Below are 15325 nucleotides of genomic sequence, written 5' to 3' on the forward strand. Positions count from 1 at the left end.
CTATGTGACGGACCTCCTGTCGACAACTCACGTGCGCGTGCCCCCTGGTGCCGTAGACTGGCGAAGACGGCCCGCCCAGTTCTGCCTCGGGCCGGTGAGCGCAAACACACTGCGCCAGCAGTCGACTACCACGCGCCGCGGCCGGAGCCGCGCCGGGCAGGACGACCCCCCGACTTTTGGAGCACTACATGGCGGCCAGCCGCCCCACGTCCACATCCACGCAAGCCCAATCCACTTCCACCTCCCGTCCGCGTCGCCGGCGCCGCTCCGGCGCCCGCCCCGACGGTGCAGGTGCGCCCGCAACCACCGCAGCAGCGGACGGCAACCAGGAGCGCCCGAGCCGCGGCCGGCAGCGCCGCCGCGGCGACCGGCAGCCGAAGGTTGTCAACAGCAACAACACTGCAGACCTGGACACGTACGACGACGTCGCCGAGTTCGTTGTCCCCGACAACCTCACGTTCGCCGATCTCGGCGTACCGGGTCCGTTGGTGAACGCGTTGTCCGCGGCCGGTGTGTCCAAGCCGTTCCCGATCCAGGCGGCGACGCTGCCGGACTCGCTGGCCGGCAAGGACGTGCTCGGTCGCGGGCGGACCGGCTCCGGCAAGACGTACGCGTTCGTGTTGCCGGTGATCGCCCGCCTCGCTGCGAGCGGCGCCAAGCGCCGGCCGCATCACCCGCGGGCGCTGATCCTGGCGCCGACCCGTGAGCTGGCGACCCAGATCCAGGCGTCGATCACGCCGCTGACCGACGCGTTCGGGCTGCGCACGATGACGATCTTCGGTGGCGTCGGCCACGGTCCGCAGATCACCGGCCTGCGCAAGGGCGCCGACATCGTCGTCGCCTGCCCGGGCCGGCTCGAGGACCACCTGCAGGCCGGTCACGTGAAGCTCGACGGTGTCGAGATCACCGTGCTCGACGAGGCCGACCACATGGCCGACCTCGGCTTCCTCCCCGCCGTGCGGCGGATCCTCGAGGCGACCCCGGCCGACGCCCAGCGGCTGCTGTTCTCGGCCACGCTGGATGCCGGCGTCGACGTACTCGTGCAGCGGTTCATGACCGACCCGGTCACGCACAGCGTCGACTCGGCGCAGTCGCCGGTCGCAAAGATGACCCACCACGTGCTGCACGTGCAGTCCGACTCCCGGCTGCCGGTGCTGGTCGACCTGACCGCGGCACCGGGCCGGTCGCTCGTGTTCACCCGGACCAAGTACGGCGCCAAGGCGCTGACGAAGAAGCTGATCGCCCAGGGCGTCCCGGCCGTCGAGCTGCACGGCAACCTGTCCCAGGGCGCCCGGACCAGGAACCTCGAGGCCTTCGGCAACGGTACGGCGAAGACGCTCGTCGCGACCGACATCGCGGCCCGCGGTATCCACGTCGACGATGTCGCGCTGGTGATCCACGCGGATCCGCCGATCGAGCACAAGGCATACCTGCACCGTTCGGGTCGCACGGCCCGCGCGGGAGCCGAGGGTACGGTCGTCACGCTGATGACGGACGACCAGGTCCGCGATGTCCGCGACCTCACCCGCAAGGCCGGGATCGCCCCGACGGTCACCAAGCTCACCGCCGGTGACCCGCTCCTCACTGAGCTGGCTCCAGGTGAGCGCACCTTCGTCGAGCCGCAACTCAATGCCCCGGAGCGCGTCGCCTCTACCGGCAGCACGTCAGGCCGAGGCAACCGCCGTCGGCGCAGCTCGCAGCCGGCGACGGGCCAGCGGTCGGCGACGGGCCAGCGGTCGGCGACCGGCCAGCGGTCGGGCGGTCAGCGGCCTGCTGACGGGGCGAAGTCTGGTGGATCGGCGCGGGGTCGCGGTCGCTCCAAGTCCGCGAGCACTCCGAAGACGTACAGCACCAGCACGCCGGGCTCCACCCCGCGCACCGCCGGCGCCGCCGCCTTCTCCGCCGGCACCCGCACCGGCACATCCCGCCGCAGCCGCTGACCGATCGTCGCTGACCCGGCGATCCGCGGATCTGAAGATTCGGACCCGCGGTCGCAGGGCCGTCGGTCGCAGCTTGGAGAGGCCCGGTCAGGCGTTGTCTGACCGGGCTTTTCGGGCTCGGTGGGCCCGGACTCGGCCTCGGGTGGCGCAGGTTGGGTTGGGGCACCAGCGGCGGCGGCCGGAGGGGTCGCTGAAGACGCCTCGGCAGTCTTGCTCGGGGCACGCTGCGAGGAAGTGCCGCTCGGGGCCGGTCAGGTGATCTGCGGCCTGACGGGCGATTCGGCTGAGGGATTCGGTCGCGGTCGTGGGGCGGCTGCGCGTCAGCCGGTCGGTGACCTTCAGCTGGAGCGGATCGGCATCGAGGAAACGGCCGAGCGCTTTCACATCTGCCGGACTCGGTCGTACGCCGTCGACCGTCGCCAGTGCGATGGGGCGCAGCGTCTCGCGCAACTCGTGCGCTGACGCCAGGTCCTCGGCGGTGACCTTTCGTGTCGGCCGCAGTTCGACCCGATCGAGCCACTCCGCGAACCGCTCGACGGTCGGCATCCGCTCCACCGGGTGTTCGCCGAAGTGCGTACCGCGTGTCGCCAGGAGATTAAGCCAGGTCGCGCCCAGGTCGAACCGAAAGTCCATCCGATCAGCCACCTGGACATCGTAACGCTCCGACCGTTACGTTGGTAACGTGTCAACCGTTACAACCGTGAGGACCGTCCTGGGCGATCGCGCTCCCGGCGAGCTCGGCGTCTGCGACTCGCACGACCACCTGTTCTTCCGTTCGGTCGTGTTGCCCGGGCAGGAGTTGGACGATGCGAAGGCGGCGCTGGCCGAGGTGCAGGACTTCGCCGCAGCGGGTGGTGAGGCGATTGTGCAGTGGACGCCGCACGGGCTGGGCCGACGCGCCGACGAGCTACCCGGGATCTCAAGGAATGCAGGGGTTTCGATCGTCGCGGCCACCGGGCTACATCGCCCCGAGCACTATCCGGCGGGGTTCGTCGACGGACTACGCGATCGGTTGGCGGAGGTCTTCACGCGTGAGCTGACCGTTGGCATCGGCAACAGTTCGGTCCGGGCCGGTTTGATCAAGGTGGCCGGCGGATTTCATGTTCTGGACCACCACGCGCAGACCGTGATGAGGGCCGCGGCCGAGGCGCATCACGTCACCGGAGCGCCGATCGCGGTCCATCACGAGCACGGCTCCGCGGCGGACGCCGTACTGGATCTGCTGGTCGACGAGCTCGCCGTACCGCCGTCGAGTGTGATCCTCGGGCATCTCAACCGGTCGCCTGATCACCGGGCGCACCGGGAGCTGGCCGAGCGTGGCGCGTGGCTGGCGTTCGACGGGCCGTCGCGGGCGAACCACGCGACCGACCCGTGGCTGATCGAGTGCCTCGCCACACTCGTCGACAGCGGGTACGGCGACCGACTGCTGCTCGGCGGGGACACCACGACCGCGCGGGCGCGGGCTGCGACCGGCGAGGGCCCCGGCATGCCGCACCTGCTCACTCACCTCCGCCCGCGGATCGAACGGCAGTTGGGCAAGGGCGTGGCGGAGGCGATCTTCCGGACCAACCCCGCGCGCGCCTTCGCGGTCGCGTGGCGCGGCTGAGAGTACGGTTCGCTCGTGAGCGAGCGAAGCGAGGTCACAATCCAACACAGCGCGTCTTGTGCCTCATCCGCGCCCGGAGCGAAGCGAGGACGTGGATGAGTCTGATCGCGCAGGTGTTCGTCGTACTGGCGGGTGTGTTCCATCTGGCGGTGTTCGCGATGGAGAGCCTGCTGTTCCGCAAGCCGAGCACGTATCGGCGGTTCCTGGTCAAGGACGACGTGGAGGCCGCGGTCGCGGCGCCGTGGGCGTTCAACCAGGGCTTCTACAACCTGTTCCTGGCCCTCGGCGCGCTCGGTGGGTTGATCTTCGGCGGTGACGAGGGGCACGCGATCGCGCTGTTCAGCTGCGCGTGCATGGCGGGCGCCGGCCTCGTCCTGATCGCCTCCGACCGCCGGATGGTGCGCGCTGCCGCCGCACAGGCCGTCCCGCCGATCCTGGCGCTCGTGCTCGCCGCTGTGCTTTGACAGTTGACTTAAAGTGCACTTGATGTCCGAGGGTTCTCGGCATGACCACGACAGCCGCGGACCCGACCAGCACTGAAGCCCCACCCACGACCGGTGGTGTGCTCTCGCCGCAGTACCGGGCGCTGACCATCGGGATGGTCGCGCTGATCACCCTGGTCGCGTTCGAGTCGCTGGCCGTCACCACCGCCATGCCGACGGTCGCCCAAGCGCTCGACGGGCTCTACCTCTACGCCCTCGCGTTCGGCGGCCCGCTCGCATCCGGCGTGGTCGCGATGGTCATCTCCGGCACCTGGAGTGACCTGAAGGGCCCGACCCGGCCGCTCTGGCACGGGACGGCCTGGTTCCTGGCGGGTCTGGTCATCGCAGGCCTCGCTCCGACGATGGAGGTGCTGGTCGTCGGGCGCGTCATCCAAGGCTTCGGATCCGGCCTGCTGACGGTCGCCCTGTACGTCGTGGTCGGACACCTGTACCCGGCCCAGCTGAGGCCCCGCATCTTCGCCGCGTTCGCCACCGGTTGGGTCGTGCCGTCGCTGGTCGGCCCTGCGATCGCCGGTCTGATCGTCGAGCACACCAACTGGCGGATCGTGTTCCTCGCCGTACCGGCGATCGCGATCCCGGCGGCTCTCGTGATGCGGCCGGGTCTGGCCCGCGGGGACGCCCATGAACCCCGGTCCGGGCGGCTCTGGGACAAGCGGGCGCTCTGGGCAGTCGCAGCGGCGGTCGGCGTCGGTCTGCTGCACTACGGCGGCCAGCAGCACGGCGGACTGCAGCTGGTACTGCTCGCCATCGGTCTGGCCGGTGTCGTCGTCTTCGCCCCGAAGCTGCTGCCGAGTGGCACCTTCGTCTTCAAGTCCGGCCTGCCGTCCGTCGTCGCGCTCAGAGGCCTGGTCGCGGCAGCGGGCTTCGGCGCCGAGGTGTTCCTGCCGCTGATGCTGACCCGGGAGCGCGGCCTGTCCCCGGCCGTCGCCGGACTCGTGCTGACCGTCAGCGCGCTGAGCTGGAGCGCAGCCTCCTGGTACCGCGGCCGGCCCAACCAGCCGTTCTCCCACGCGGTGTTCCTGCAGGCCGGTATGGTCGCGATCCTGCTCGGGATCGTCACCGCTGCGCTGACCCTGAACGACGGCGTCCCGGTCGTCGTCGGCATCCTCGGCTGGAGCCTCACCGGCCTCGGCATGGGCACGGTCTTCCCAACCCTGTCGGTGCTGGTGCTCGAGTACTCCGAGCGCGACGAGCAGGGCGCCAACAGCTCGGCCCTGCAGCTCAGCGACTCGTTGTCCACCGCAACGGTCCTGGCCGTCGGCGGCTCACTCTTCGCCGTACTCGAGCCGCACTCCGCCCCGACCGCCTACCTGGTCGCCTTCGGCCTCCCGGCCCTGCTCGCCCTCCTCGGCGTCCAGGCGGGACGCCGTACTTAGTACCTCGTCAAGAACCGTTCGGCACCTCTAGCGGCGCCCCAGACGTCCGCTGGCGGCGTTGTCGTCGTCGCGCAATGCTCCGCATTGCTCTCCTCCTCCGCCTTGCCAGCAGACGACTGGACCACCGCTAGAGGCACCAACGGTCCTCGACGAGGCACTACTCCTTCGACCCTGTAACAGCGATGCTGGCGCCGAGGCCGATGATCATCAGGCCGCCGGTGCCGCCGACCAGCTCGAGGCGGCGTGGTGAGCGGGCGAACCACTCGCGGGCGGTGCCGGCGACCAGCGCCCAGACGCTGTCCGAGACGAGGGCGATCGCGATGAAGATCAGGCCGAGCATCAGGATCTGCAGCCACGCCGGGCTGGTCGCGCCCGGGTCGACGAACTGCGGCAGCGCGGCGGCGAAGAACACCGCCGTCTTGGCGTTGGTGATCCCGACCAGGAACCCCTGACGCATGGTCCGGCGGCTGCTGCCCGGCTTCACCCCGCTCGTCATCGCCTCGACCAGCGACTTCCGGCTGCGGAACGCCTGCACGCCGAGATAGATCAGGTACGCCGCACCCGCGAGCTTCACCGCGGTCAGGGCGATCGTGCTGGCGGCGATCAGGGTGCCGAGGCCGAGCGCGACCGCGATCAGCAGGACCGCGGCGCCGACGGTGTTGCCGACCATCGTCAGCACCGCCTCCCGCCGCCCGACCGCCAGCGCTCGGCCGACGATGAACAGCACACTCGGACCGGGGACGACGATGATGATGAACGCGGTGATCGCGAACGCGACCAGATGATGACCGGACGGCATCTGCCCAGGTTAAGGGCGGGGGTGGGGAACGTCACCTCACTTGTCCACTCGTTGACCCCCGTCGACTCGCACCGCTACGGTTCCTGGGACAACCTGCGGTGCCATGAGGGAAGCCGGTGAGAGTCCGGCACGGCCGCGCCACTGTGAGCGAGCACTGCTCGTGAGTCAGGACGCTCGGGCACCAGCAGCCTTTCGAAGGGGACGCGCACTTCCCCAGGAGGTTCAGATGGCAGCTCCTGCCCGCACAGTCGCCGTACCGGCCCTTTCACCCCGGCTGCTCGCCGTGACGCTGCTCAGCGTCGGCCTGCTGCTCCTGCTCGGCTATCTGGTCGCGTTCGACCAGGGCGCCGTGTCGCAGTCGGGCATGTACCTGCACGAGCTGATGCACGACGGCCGGCACCTGCTCGGCGTGCCCTGCCACTAGCCCGATGCGCACCTTCGGATCGCTCCTGGTGCGCGGACTGATCGTCGGACTCTTCGCCGGCCTGCTGGCCGGAGCCTTCGCGTACACGATGGGCGAACCGCACATCGATGCCGCGATCGCGATCGAGGAGGCCGCCGGCGCGCACACCCATGACCACGGCGACGGCACCGCGTCCGCCGCCGAAGAAGAACCGCTCGTCAGCCGCGACGGCCAGCGAGCCGGGCTCTTCCTTGCCACCGCCTTGTACGGCGTCGCCCTCGGCGGCATCTTCGCCGTCGCCTACACCCTGCTCCGGCGCAAGCTGCGGACCGGCAACGACTCGTACGCCGCTCTCGGACTCGCCGCAGCCGGGTTCGTCGGGATCGCGCTGGTGCCGTTCCTGAAGTACCCGCCGAACCCACCGGCCGTCGGCGACCCCGAGACGATCACCCGCCGTACCGTCACCTACCTGCTGACGCTGGTGATCGGCCTGCTCGCCGTGTGGGCCGGCGTCGCCGCGTCCCGCTGGGCCGCCCGGTACGGCGACCTCGCGCGGCTCGCCGGCGGGGCCGGTGCCTTCCTCGTCACGATCGTGGCGGCGTACCTGATCCTGCCTGCGATCAACGAGGTTCCGGGGTCGTTCCCCGCTACGCTGCTGTGGCAGTTCCGGTTCGCCTCGCTCGGTACGCAGGCGACGCTGTGGCTCCTGCTCGGATTCGGGTACGCCGCCGCGGTGGACCACCGGTTGTCCCGACAGAAAGTGGTTGCCGCTTGACAGTGTTGAATGCCTCGCCAGCGCTCGGCGGGTCATGGGGCTTTGGCTCCCGGCCTTCCCTCGTCACTCCAGTCGCTTCGCTCCCTCCGCTCCTCAGTCCAGGCCGGGAGGCCCCATGACCGGGTTGACGCTGGTCGCGCATGCTCTGACTCCCGCGTTGCGCGGCCTCGTCCTCGGGGGTGACGCCGAGCCGGACCATGCGAGCCTGTCGGCCGCCCGCGAGCTCAAGCTCGAGGCTGACACGGTGTACGCCGGGCCGGAGGTGGCCGCTGTACGCACCGCGGAAGCTCTCGGCCTGACCCCGGTCGTCGAGGCGGCGCTGCGGGATCGGGAGTACGGCGAGTGGTCCGGCCGCGAGCTCGAAGACCTGCTGGCCGCCGAGCCGGAGCGGGTCGCCGCCTGGCTCGAGCGACCGCACACCGCGCCACCGGGCGGCGAGACCGAGAACGACCTACTGACCCGTGTCGCGGACTGGCTCGGAGACGTCGGTCAGGACGACGAGCGCCGTACTGCAGTGGCCGTCGTGCACCCCGCCGTCGTCCGGGCGATCGTCCTGTACGTCCTCGACGCGCCCGCGGAGTCGCTCCGCCACGTCGACGTCCGGCCGCTGGCGACGGTCGCCCTCTCGCTCCACAACGGATCCTGGTCACTCGCGTTCGGCTGACCCGCGAGTGCGGTTGACTCCTCCCCGCGGAGTGTCGCGGGGATGGAGGGGAGCCATGACGGAGGCCGATCGGCTTGACCAGCTGATCGCACGTACCCGGAACCTGCCGGGTACGACGCCGTGGTCACGCACGACCCGGGCCCGGTGAATCCGGAGGCGCTGTTCGACGGGAGCGGGCCGGACACAATCTGTCCCATCACGGTGGAGAACGGCGACCCGGATGTGATCGATCCGGCCGGCCAGGTTGCCGCGGCGGGCAGCGCACTGACCGCGCGGGGCTGGGAAGCGACGGTCCTGCCTGTCGAGGACGGATATCACCTGGCCCTCGCCCGCCGGCACGGCTTCGGGATCACTGTCCACGGCTGGGACGGGCAGTGGCGGCTGACGCTGGCCGGGGAGACCCCGCGGTTCACCGAGTAGGCAGTCGTACGGCGAATCGCGGCTTGGCGTCGCGGGGATCGCCGGGCAAGGTGTATGACGGTTGGTGTCACCGAAAGGACCCACCCGTATGACGCTTACGCAGGCCCGCAATTTCCTCCGCTCGGAACTGCTCGCGGTCGCGGCGACCGTCGTACCGGACCAGACACCCACGGTGACCCAGGATGTCGGTCCCGTGAGCCCAGGTGCGCTGTCCGACGACCGCGGTCCCGAGTCCGTGTGCACGATCGCGGTCGAGACCGGCGACCCGACGTCCCCGGACCCGGAGGCGCTGATCAGCTTCGCCGCCGAGACGCTGGAAGCCCGCGGCTGGAAGGTCGAGGACGAGCCTGCCGAGGACGGCAAGTACCGCGTACTCGCCCGCCGCGACGGCTACGACCTGCTCGTAGAAGCCCGCAACACCGACTGGCGCATAACCTTCACCGGCCAAACGCCGTACGTCGACGACCTGTAGGAGTCTGCCCCACGCGTGCTACGCAGCCGCTCCTCCGTCGCGGCTGCTACGCGCGCTCCCACCCACCCCCGGCTCAGCGCCGGTCTTCTTCTGCCAGGCTCCCGCCGGCGGTACGCGGGCTGCCGCCCGCAGCTGCGGTGTTGTCGCCCCGCGAATTGGGCTGTCGCCCGGCCTGCTCGCTCGTTCCTCGCAAGCGATCGACCACCCTCCGGCGGCTGCTGTCCGCAGAACGACCGTCCGCTGGTGTACGACGCGGCCTCGCGGTTCGGTGGTAGTCGCCAATCACATGGCCCCGCGAGCTCCCGGCAACCCGGACGGCAGAACACACCGGCTTTCATCCGGGGTAACGCAGTCGCCCGGCCTGCTCGATCGTGACGGGACAGATCTCGGCGGCTTACCCCTGCCTTGGTGGGCTTGCGCAGGACATAACGTGTGCAAGCCCACGAGTACCTCCGCAAGGCCCCCAGTCGTGGCGAGCTCGGCCGCCGCACCCCAACGCATTCCTGCTGATCGCCGACCCGGGCCGGTCAGCAGTTAATCCCCCCTCACGCGGTTGGTTGGCTGACGGGCGCCGGCCCCGCGTAGTCGACCGGGCGAGAAGCCCGCACCCGCGGTGGGAGCCCGCGTGGGATGGTCAGCTGGTGGCGGCGCGTTCGGCGGCGCTTCGGAGTACGCAGAACTCGTTGCCTTCCGGGTCGAGCATGACGACCCAACCCGTGCCATCCGGTTCGCGGCGGTCGTGCGCGACCGTCGCGCCCAGGGTGAGCAGCCACTCGACTTCCTCGTCGCGAGGACCGTCCGGCTCGAGGCACAAGTGAACGCGATTCTTGACCACCTTCTCATCGTCGTTCTGCTCGAACAGCAGCGTCATCGAGTCCGTCACGACGGCGGCGGACGGGTCGCCCGGTTGGTCGTCGTCCGGCCGAGGAGCCCTCAGGACCTTCAGCCAGAAGCCGGCCAGCTCGTACGGGTCGTGGGTGTCGAAGGTGACGGTGCGCACGCGCGAGGTCATGGGATCACTTCCGGAAGAAGAGGCGGTCGTCGGCGAGGACAGCATCCAGGTACGGCGTGAAGCCCGCGGCGACCGCGAGGTCGGTCAGGGCGAGCGGTGTCCAGCGGTGAACGTGGATGTTCATCGGATGGCCGCCGTACCCGGAGGTCTTGTGGGTGGACTCGTCTCCGAGGTGGAAGCCCAGCGTGAGGACGCCACCGGGGGCGAGCACGCGGTGGAACTCCGCGAGCGCTTCCGGGACCACCTCGCGGGGCAGGTGGATGATCGACCACCAAGCGATTACGCCGCCGACGGAGCCGTCCGGCAGGTCCAGGGCCGTCATCGACCCGACTCGGTAGTCCGGCCCCGGATGGTCGCGCCGCGCGATCTCGATCATGCCGGGGGACAGGTCGACTCCGATCACCTGCAGGCCGCGCTCGTGCAGGTGACCGGCGAGCCTCCCCGGTCCACACCCCACATCGAGGACCGGTCCCACGGCCAGCTTCGCGAACAGGTCAAGGCACTCCGGCTCGTCGGCCGGCCCGTCTTGCACGATCTCGGAGTACGACTGCGCGACGGTGTCGTACGAAGTCCGGATGTCATCCAGGAAGTCCACCCGGCCGACCCTAAGGCCGGCCGGGGACAGTTTCGATCAGGCCTTGCCGAGGGTCTGCTTCTGCTTGCCGAGGCCCTGGATCTCCAGCTCCATGGTGTCGCCGGGGGCCAGGTACGGGAACCGGCCGGACAACGCGACGCCCTCCGGGGTGCCGGTGTTGACGATGTCGCCGGGGCTCAGCGTCATGTACTGCGACAGGTCGCGGATCAGCGCCGCGACGGAGAAGATCATGTCCCGGGTGTTCGAGGCCTGCCGCGGCTCGCCGTTCACGAAGGACTTCAGGTCGAGGTTCTGGACGTCGTCGACCTCGTCGGCCGGGATCAGCGCCGGGCCGAGCGGGTTGAAGGTCTCGCAGCACTTGCCCTTCGACCACTGGCCGCCGGACTGCTCGATCTGGAAGGCGCGCTCGGACACGTCGTTGGAGACCGCGTACCCGGCGACGCAGGCGAGCGCGTCCTCGTCGGTCTCGACGTACCGGGCCTCCTTGCCGATCACGACGGCGAGCTCGACCTCCCAGTCGGTCTTGGCCGAGCCGCGCGGCACGAGCACCTCGTCGTACGGGCCGACGACGGTGTTCGGGTGCTTGAAGAAGACGATCGGCTGCTTCGGCGGCTCGGCGCCGGACTCGGCCGCATGGGCGGCGTAGTTCTGGCCGATGCAGACCACTGCCGACGGGCGCGCGATCGGGGCGCCGACCCGCAGGCCCTCGACATCGGCCACCGGGAGCTCACCGGCTGCCAGCGCGGCCCGGGTGCGGGCGATGCCGTCGGAGGCGAGGAAGGCCCCGTCGATGTCGGCGGTGAGCGGGCTCAGGTCGTGAACGGTGCCGTCGGCGGCGCGCACGTACGGGCGCTCCTCGCCGACTGCGCCGAGACGCAGCAGTTCCACAGGTATCTCCCTGGATCAGGACGGATCACACTTTGTCGAACATCGGCCGCAACCGGGCCCGGGAGGCCTCGATGTGCGCCCGCATCGCGTCGGCCGCTTCCCCCGGGTCGCCCTTCCGGACGGCGGTCACGACTGCCTTGTGCTCACGCAACGCCTTCGTCGCGATCCCGCCACCGTAGTACAGCCGGAACAGGTGCAGGTGGCAGTGTGTCCGGGCAAAGGACAGCCGCGCGGTCTCGTTGCCGGACAGCTCCAGCACGAGGTCGTGGAAGCGCTGGTCGTGCGCGGCCATCGCCCGGTAGCTCTCGTACGCCGGACGGTCCGGTACGTCGGTGTAGCTCAGCATCTCCGACTTGAGCCGGGACAGGTCCTCGGTGCCGGCCCGCTCGGCGGCGCGGCCGGCCGCCCACGGCTCGATGTGCAGCCGGTACTCGAACAGGTCCTCGAACTCGGCCAGGGTCAGCCGGGACGACACCCGGTAACCGCGCAGCGGCTCCTTGATCACCAGGCCGTCGGACTCCAGCCGGGCCAGCGACTCCCGGATCGGGGTCTGCGAGATGCCCAGCTCCCGCGTCAGCGCGTCGATGTTCAGCCGGGTGCCGGGCTCGACCACGCTGTCCATGATCAGGCCCTTGACCGTCTCGTAGACGTCGTCGCTCAGCACCTGTCGCTGAGGCAGGCGCGTGAGCTGCCCCGCCAGACCCACATGCGCATCCGTCACCGTCGCTCCTCCCAGAGGCTCTCATTCTGCCCCACACTTGACGGCTCCAGTGTGAAGCGGCAGCATCAGGTTCGCAATATCCTATAGGATCTGGAGCCGCCGATGACCATCCCGAGCCCCTCGAGCGCACCGTGAGTACGACGATCACCCGGGCCGAGGCCTTCCTCGTCGACCTGGAGGTCGAGACGGTCCGGACCGACGCGGTGCAGTCGTTCCTGAAGCAGGAGACGATCTTCGTCTCGCTGGAGACGGCCGACGGGATCACCGGGCTGGGGTACTCCTACACGATCGGTACCGGCGGCACCGCCGTACTGGCGCTGCTGACCGACCACCTGCTACCGCGGCTCGTGGGTGCGGACGCGCGGAACGTCGAGGCGCTGTGGTCGGACCTGTTCTGGTCGACGCACGCGACCACGGTCGGCGCGATCACCTCCCTGGCGCTGGCGGCGGTGGACACCGCGTTGTGGGACCTGCGGTGCCTTCGGGCCGGCGAGCCGTTGTGGCGGCTGGCGGGTGGGTACCGGCAGCGGGTGCCGTTGTACGACACCGAGGGCGGCTGGTTGCACCTGACAACCGACGAACTCGTCGCCGGGGCGCTGGCCTCGCAGAAGGCCGGCTGGCCCGGGGTCAAGCTCAAGGTCGGCAAGCCGCGGGTGCACGAGGATCTGGAGCGGCTGCAGGCGGTGCGCGACGCGGTCGGGCCGTCGATGGACATCATGGTCGACGCGAACCAGTCGATGACGTACGCCGAGGCCAAACGGCGAGCCGCTGCCTTCGAAGCCGTGGACCTGTCGTGGTTCGAGGAACCGCTGCCTGCCGACGACCTGACCGGCCATGTCCGGCTGGCCGAGTCCACCTCGATCCCGATCGCGGTGGGCGAGTCGCTGTACTCGGTGTCGCAGTTCCGGGAGTACGTCGCCGCCGGCGGAGCCGGGATCGTCCAGGTCGACGTGGCCCGGGTCGGCGGGATCACGCCGTGGCTGAAGGTCGCGCATCTGGCCGAGACGTTCAACCTCGAGGTCTGTCCACACTTCCTGATGGAACTGCATGTCAGCCTGACGGCCGCCGTACCGAACGGCCGGTACGTCGAACACATCCCGCAGTTGCGGGCGATCACGGGCTCCGAGATGGTGGTCGCGGACGGTCACGCCGTGGCTCCGGACACGCCGGGGCTCGGGATCGACTGGGACAGCGACGCGATCGACGATCGGAGGGTCGGATGAGCAGAGTCGATGCCCATCACCACGTCTGGGACCTGACCGTCCGCGAGCAGAGCTGGATGAGCGGACCGGAGATGGACCCGATCCGGCGGAGCTTCTCTATCGACGACCTGGCGCCACTCGCGGCCGCGGCCGATGTCACCGCGACCGTCCTGGTCCAGACCGTCGGGCTGGTCGAGGAGACGGTCGAGTTCCTTGAGGTTGCTGCCAGCAACGACCTGGTCGCCGGCGTGGTCGGTTGGGCCGACCTCGCCGCGCCCGACATCGCCGATGTGCTGGCCGGGTTGCAGGCGCGGCCGGACGGCTCGTATCTGAAGGGGATCCGCCACCAGGTGCATGACGAGCCGGACGTGAACTGGCTGCTGCGCGCCGAGGTGCAACGCGGTCTCGCCGCGGTCGCGGACGCCGGCCTGGTCTACGACCTGCTCACCAAGACCCCGCACCTGCCCGCCGCGATCGAGACGGCGCGGGCCCATCCCGGCCTCACCTTCGTCGTCGACCATATTTCCAAACCCGTGATCGGCGAGCCGCTCGAGCCGTGGGCCGGCCAGCTGCGCGAGCTCGCCGCGCTCCCCAACGTGACCTGCAAACTCTCCGGCATGGTCACCGAGGCCCCCTGGTCCACGTGGAAGCCCGCCGACCTCCAGCCGTACGCCGACACCGTCCTGGAAGCCTTCGGCCCGAGCCGGACCATGTTCGGCTCCGACTGGCCGGTCTGCCTGCTCGCCGCGTCCTACACCGAGGTCGTCTCCACCGCCGAAACCCTCACTGCGACCCTCAACGCATCAGACCGCGAGGCCGTCTTCAAAACCACGGCCACCCACACCTACAAGCTCTAGTCAGTTGCGAATTCGACTCGGACTCCGAGGAGGCGGACTGGGCGTTTGAGGTCGAACTTGTCGAGGACTTCGAGGGCGGCGGCTGCGATGACTTCGGGGTCCTGGGTGGTTTCGGGGAGCTTGCGGCTCTTGATCGGGGTGTAGAAGTTCTTGAACCGGACCTTCACCGCGATGCGCTGGATGCTCCGGCCCTCGGCGACGACGTCCCGGGTGACCTCGACGGCGATCCGGCGGACCTGCTCGACGATCTCGTCGCGCTCCGCCAGGTCCTCGGGGAAGGTCTCCTCGCGACTGCGGGAGACCGGCTCGCGGGGTACGTCGGTGACCTGGGTGTCACCGAGTCCGCGGCCGAGGGCGGCGTACCAGGCGCCCATCTTCGGGCCGAAGCGTTTCCGGAGCATGTCGAGGTCCGCGCCGGCGAGGTCGGCGACGGTGACGACGCCGAGCTCGTTCAGGTTGCGTTCCATCCGGCTGCCGATACCCCACAGCTCCCGGACCGCCCGGTGGTCCATCACCTCGCGCCAGTTCGCAGCCGTCAGGCGGTAGACGCCGTCGACCTGCGCCGTACCGGCTTCCTCGAACGGCGTCGCGTGCGACCGCGGCTGCTTCGCGAACGTCGTCGCCAGCTTGGCGCGGACCTTGTTGTCGCCGATACCGATCGAGCAGGTCAGCGTCGTACGCTCGGCGACCGCCGCTCGCAGCTCCGCAGCCAGCCGCTCCGGATCGTCGGTCTCGGCGCCGACGAAGCACTCGTCCCAGCCCCACACCTCGACCACCACCGGGAACGCTCGCAGCGTGTCCATCACCTCGGTCGACGCCGCCTCGTAAGCGACCGGGTCCGACGGCAGGAACACCGCCTGCGGACACTTCTTGTACGCCGCCCGCACCGGCATCCCTGAGTGCACGCCGAACTCACGAGCCTCGTACGACGCCGTGGCCACGACCTGCCGTGGTTGCGTCGGATCCCCGGACCCGCCGACCACCACCGGCAACCCCGCCAGCTCCGGACGCCGGCGGATCTCCACAGCCGCGATGAACTGATCCATGTCCACGTGCAGGAGCCACCAGCTCATACCCGACAGATAACCACAG

Annotated in this window: 18 protein-coding genes and 1 riboswitch; of the genes, 11 read left to right on the forward strand and 7 right to left on the reverse strand. The window is 69.9% G+C overall.

Annotated features, from left to right (window positions below; translation table 11 throughout):
* Positions 1–188: 188 nt before the first annotated feature.
* Complete coding sequence (locus ACIBGM_RS09255) at positions 189–1940, forward strand: DEAD/DEAH box helicase (protein WP_396385013.1); 1752 nt, start codon at positions 189–191, stop codon at positions 1938–1940.
* An 87-nt stretch (positions 1941–2027) separates the two neighbouring features.
* Here the strand turns inward: ACIBGM_RS09255 and ACIBGM_RS09260 are convergent, their stop codons facing one another.
* Positions 2028–2585: a CGNR zinc finger domain-containing protein gene (locus tag ACIBGM_RS09260; protein WP_360514220.1), complete on the reverse strand. Its 558-nt coding sequence runs from the start codon at positions 2583–2585 to the stop codon at positions 2028–2030.
* A 55-nt stretch (positions 2586–2640) separates the two neighbouring features.
* On the opposite strand from ACIBGM_RS09260, the gene ACIBGM_RS09265 reads away from it, so the two are divergent.
* From ACIBGM_RS09265 to ACIBGM_RS09275, 3 genes are all read left to right on the forward strand, one after another.
* Complete coding sequence (locus ACIBGM_RS09265) at positions 2641–3546, forward strand: phosphotriesterase (RefSeq protein WP_396385014.1); 906 nt, start codon at positions 2641–2643, stop codon at positions 3544–3546.
* A 95-nt stretch (positions 3547–3641) separates the two neighbouring features.
* Positions 3642–4010, forward strand: a complete 369-nt coding sequence (locus ACIBGM_RS09270) for a DUF1304 domain-containing protein (protein ID WP_396385015.1) — start codon at positions 3642–3644, stop codon at positions 4008–4010.
* 41 nt (positions 4011–4051) lie between these two features.
* A complete protein-coding gene (locus ACIBGM_RS09275; protein WP_396385016.1) occupies positions 4052–5425 on the forward strand; it encodes an MFS transporter in 1374 nt (457 codons plus the stop codon).
* A 157-nt stretch (positions 5426–5582) separates the two neighbouring features.
* Here ACIBGM_RS09275 and ACIBGM_RS09280 read toward each other — a convergent pair whose 3' ends face one another.
* Positions 5583–6224 (reverse strand): LysE family translocator, encoded by a 642-nt coding sequence (locus tag ACIBGM_RS09280; protein WP_396385017.1) that lies wholly within the window; start codon positions 6222–6224, stop codon positions 5583–5585.
* Positions 6225–6332: 108 nt separating this feature from the next.
* Positions 6333–6398: riboswitch (cobalamin riboswitch) on the forward strand.
* Positions 6399–6450: 52 nt separating this feature from the next.
* On the opposite strand from ACIBGM_RS09280, the gene ACIBGM_RS09285 reads away from it, so the two are divergent.
* From ACIBGM_RS09285 to ACIBGM_RS09305, 5 genes are all read left to right on the forward strand, one after another.
* A complete protein-coding gene (locus tag ACIBGM_RS09285) occupies positions 6451–6648 on the forward strand; it encodes a CbtB-domain containing protein (RefSeq protein WP_360514235.1) in 198 nt (65 codons plus the stop codon).
* Between the two features lie 4 nt (positions 6649–6652).
* Positions 6653–7402: a CbtA family protein gene (locus tag ACIBGM_RS09290; protein ID WP_396385018.1), complete on the forward strand. Its 750-nt coding sequence runs from the start codon at positions 6653–6655 to the stop codon at positions 7400–7402.
* A gap of 115 nt (positions 7403–7517) precedes the next feature.
* Complete coding sequence (locus ACIBGM_RS09295; protein ID WP_396385019.1) at positions 7518–8066, forward strand: histidine phosphatase family protein; 549 nt, start codon at positions 7518–7520, stop codon at positions 8064–8066.
* Between the two features lie 120 nt (positions 8067–8186).
* Positions 8187–8486, forward strand: a complete 300-nt coding sequence (locus ACIBGM_RS09300; protein ID WP_396385020.1) for a hypothetical protein — start codon at positions 8187–8189, stop codon at positions 8484–8486.
* 88 nt (positions 8487–8574) lie between these two features.
* Complete coding sequence (locus ACIBGM_RS09305; RefSeq protein WP_360514247.1) at positions 8575–8958, forward strand: hypothetical protein; 384 nt, start codon at positions 8575–8577, stop codon at positions 8956–8958.
* Between the two features lie 634 nt (positions 8959–9592).
* Here ACIBGM_RS09305 and ACIBGM_RS09310 read toward each other — a convergent pair.
* From ACIBGM_RS09310 to ACIBGM_RS09325, 4 genes are read right to left on the reverse strand one after another with little or no spacing between them, the layout of a single operon-like run.
* The gene (locus ACIBGM_RS09310; RefSeq protein ID WP_396385021.1) at positions 9593–9970 is read right to left on the reverse strand and encodes a VOC family protein; all 378 of its coding nucleotides are present in this window, start codon (positions 9968–9970) and stop codon (positions 9593–9595) included.
* A 4-nt stretch (positions 9971–9974) separates the two neighbouring features.
* Positions 9975–10565, reverse strand: coding sequence for a class I SAM-dependent methyltransferase (locus ACIBGM_RS09315; protein ID WP_396385022.1), 591 nt, complete (start codon positions 10563–10565; stop codon positions 9975–9977).
* A 36-nt stretch (positions 10566–10601) separates the two neighbouring features.
* Positions 10602–11453, reverse strand: coding sequence for a fumarylacetoacetate hydrolase family protein (locus ACIBGM_RS09320; RefSeq protein ID WP_396385023.1), 852 nt, complete (start codon positions 11451–11453; stop codon positions 10602–10604).
* 25 nt (positions 11454–11478) lie between these two features.
* A complete protein-coding gene (locus ACIBGM_RS09325) occupies positions 11479–12174 on the reverse strand; it encodes a GntR family transcriptional regulator (RefSeq protein ID WP_360514259.1) in 696 nt (231 codons plus the stop codon).
* Positions 12175–12305: 131 nt separating this feature from the next.
* Here ACIBGM_RS09325 and ACIBGM_RS09330 point away from each other — a divergent pair, with 131 nt between their 5' ends.
* Positions 12306–13397, forward strand: coding sequence for a mandelate racemase/muconate lactonizing enzyme family protein (locus tag ACIBGM_RS09330; protein WP_396385024.1), 1092 nt, complete (start codon positions 12306–12308; stop codon positions 13395–13397).
* Positions 13394–14233, forward strand: coding sequence for an amidohydrolase family protein (locus ACIBGM_RS09335; protein WP_396385025.1), 840 nt, complete (start codon positions 13394–13396; stop codon positions 14231–14233). Before ACIBGM_RS09330 ends, ACIBGM_RS09335 begins: the two co-directional genes overlap by 4 nt.
* Here ACIBGM_RS09335 and ACIBGM_RS09340 read toward each other — a convergent pair.
* Positions 14230–15306: a DNA polymerase IV gene (locus tag ACIBGM_RS09340; protein WP_396385026.1), complete on the reverse strand. Its 1077-nt coding sequence runs from the start codon at positions 15304–15306 to the stop codon at positions 14230–14232. The genes ACIBGM_RS09335 and ACIBGM_RS09340 overlap by 4 nt on opposite strands.
* Positions 15307–15325: the final 19 nt, after the last annotated feature.

Source organism: Kribbella sp. NPDC050470 (genome assembly GCF_044458365.1).
Classification (GTDB): Bacteria; Actinomycetota; Actinomycetes; order Propionibacteriales; family Kribbellaceae; genus Kribbella.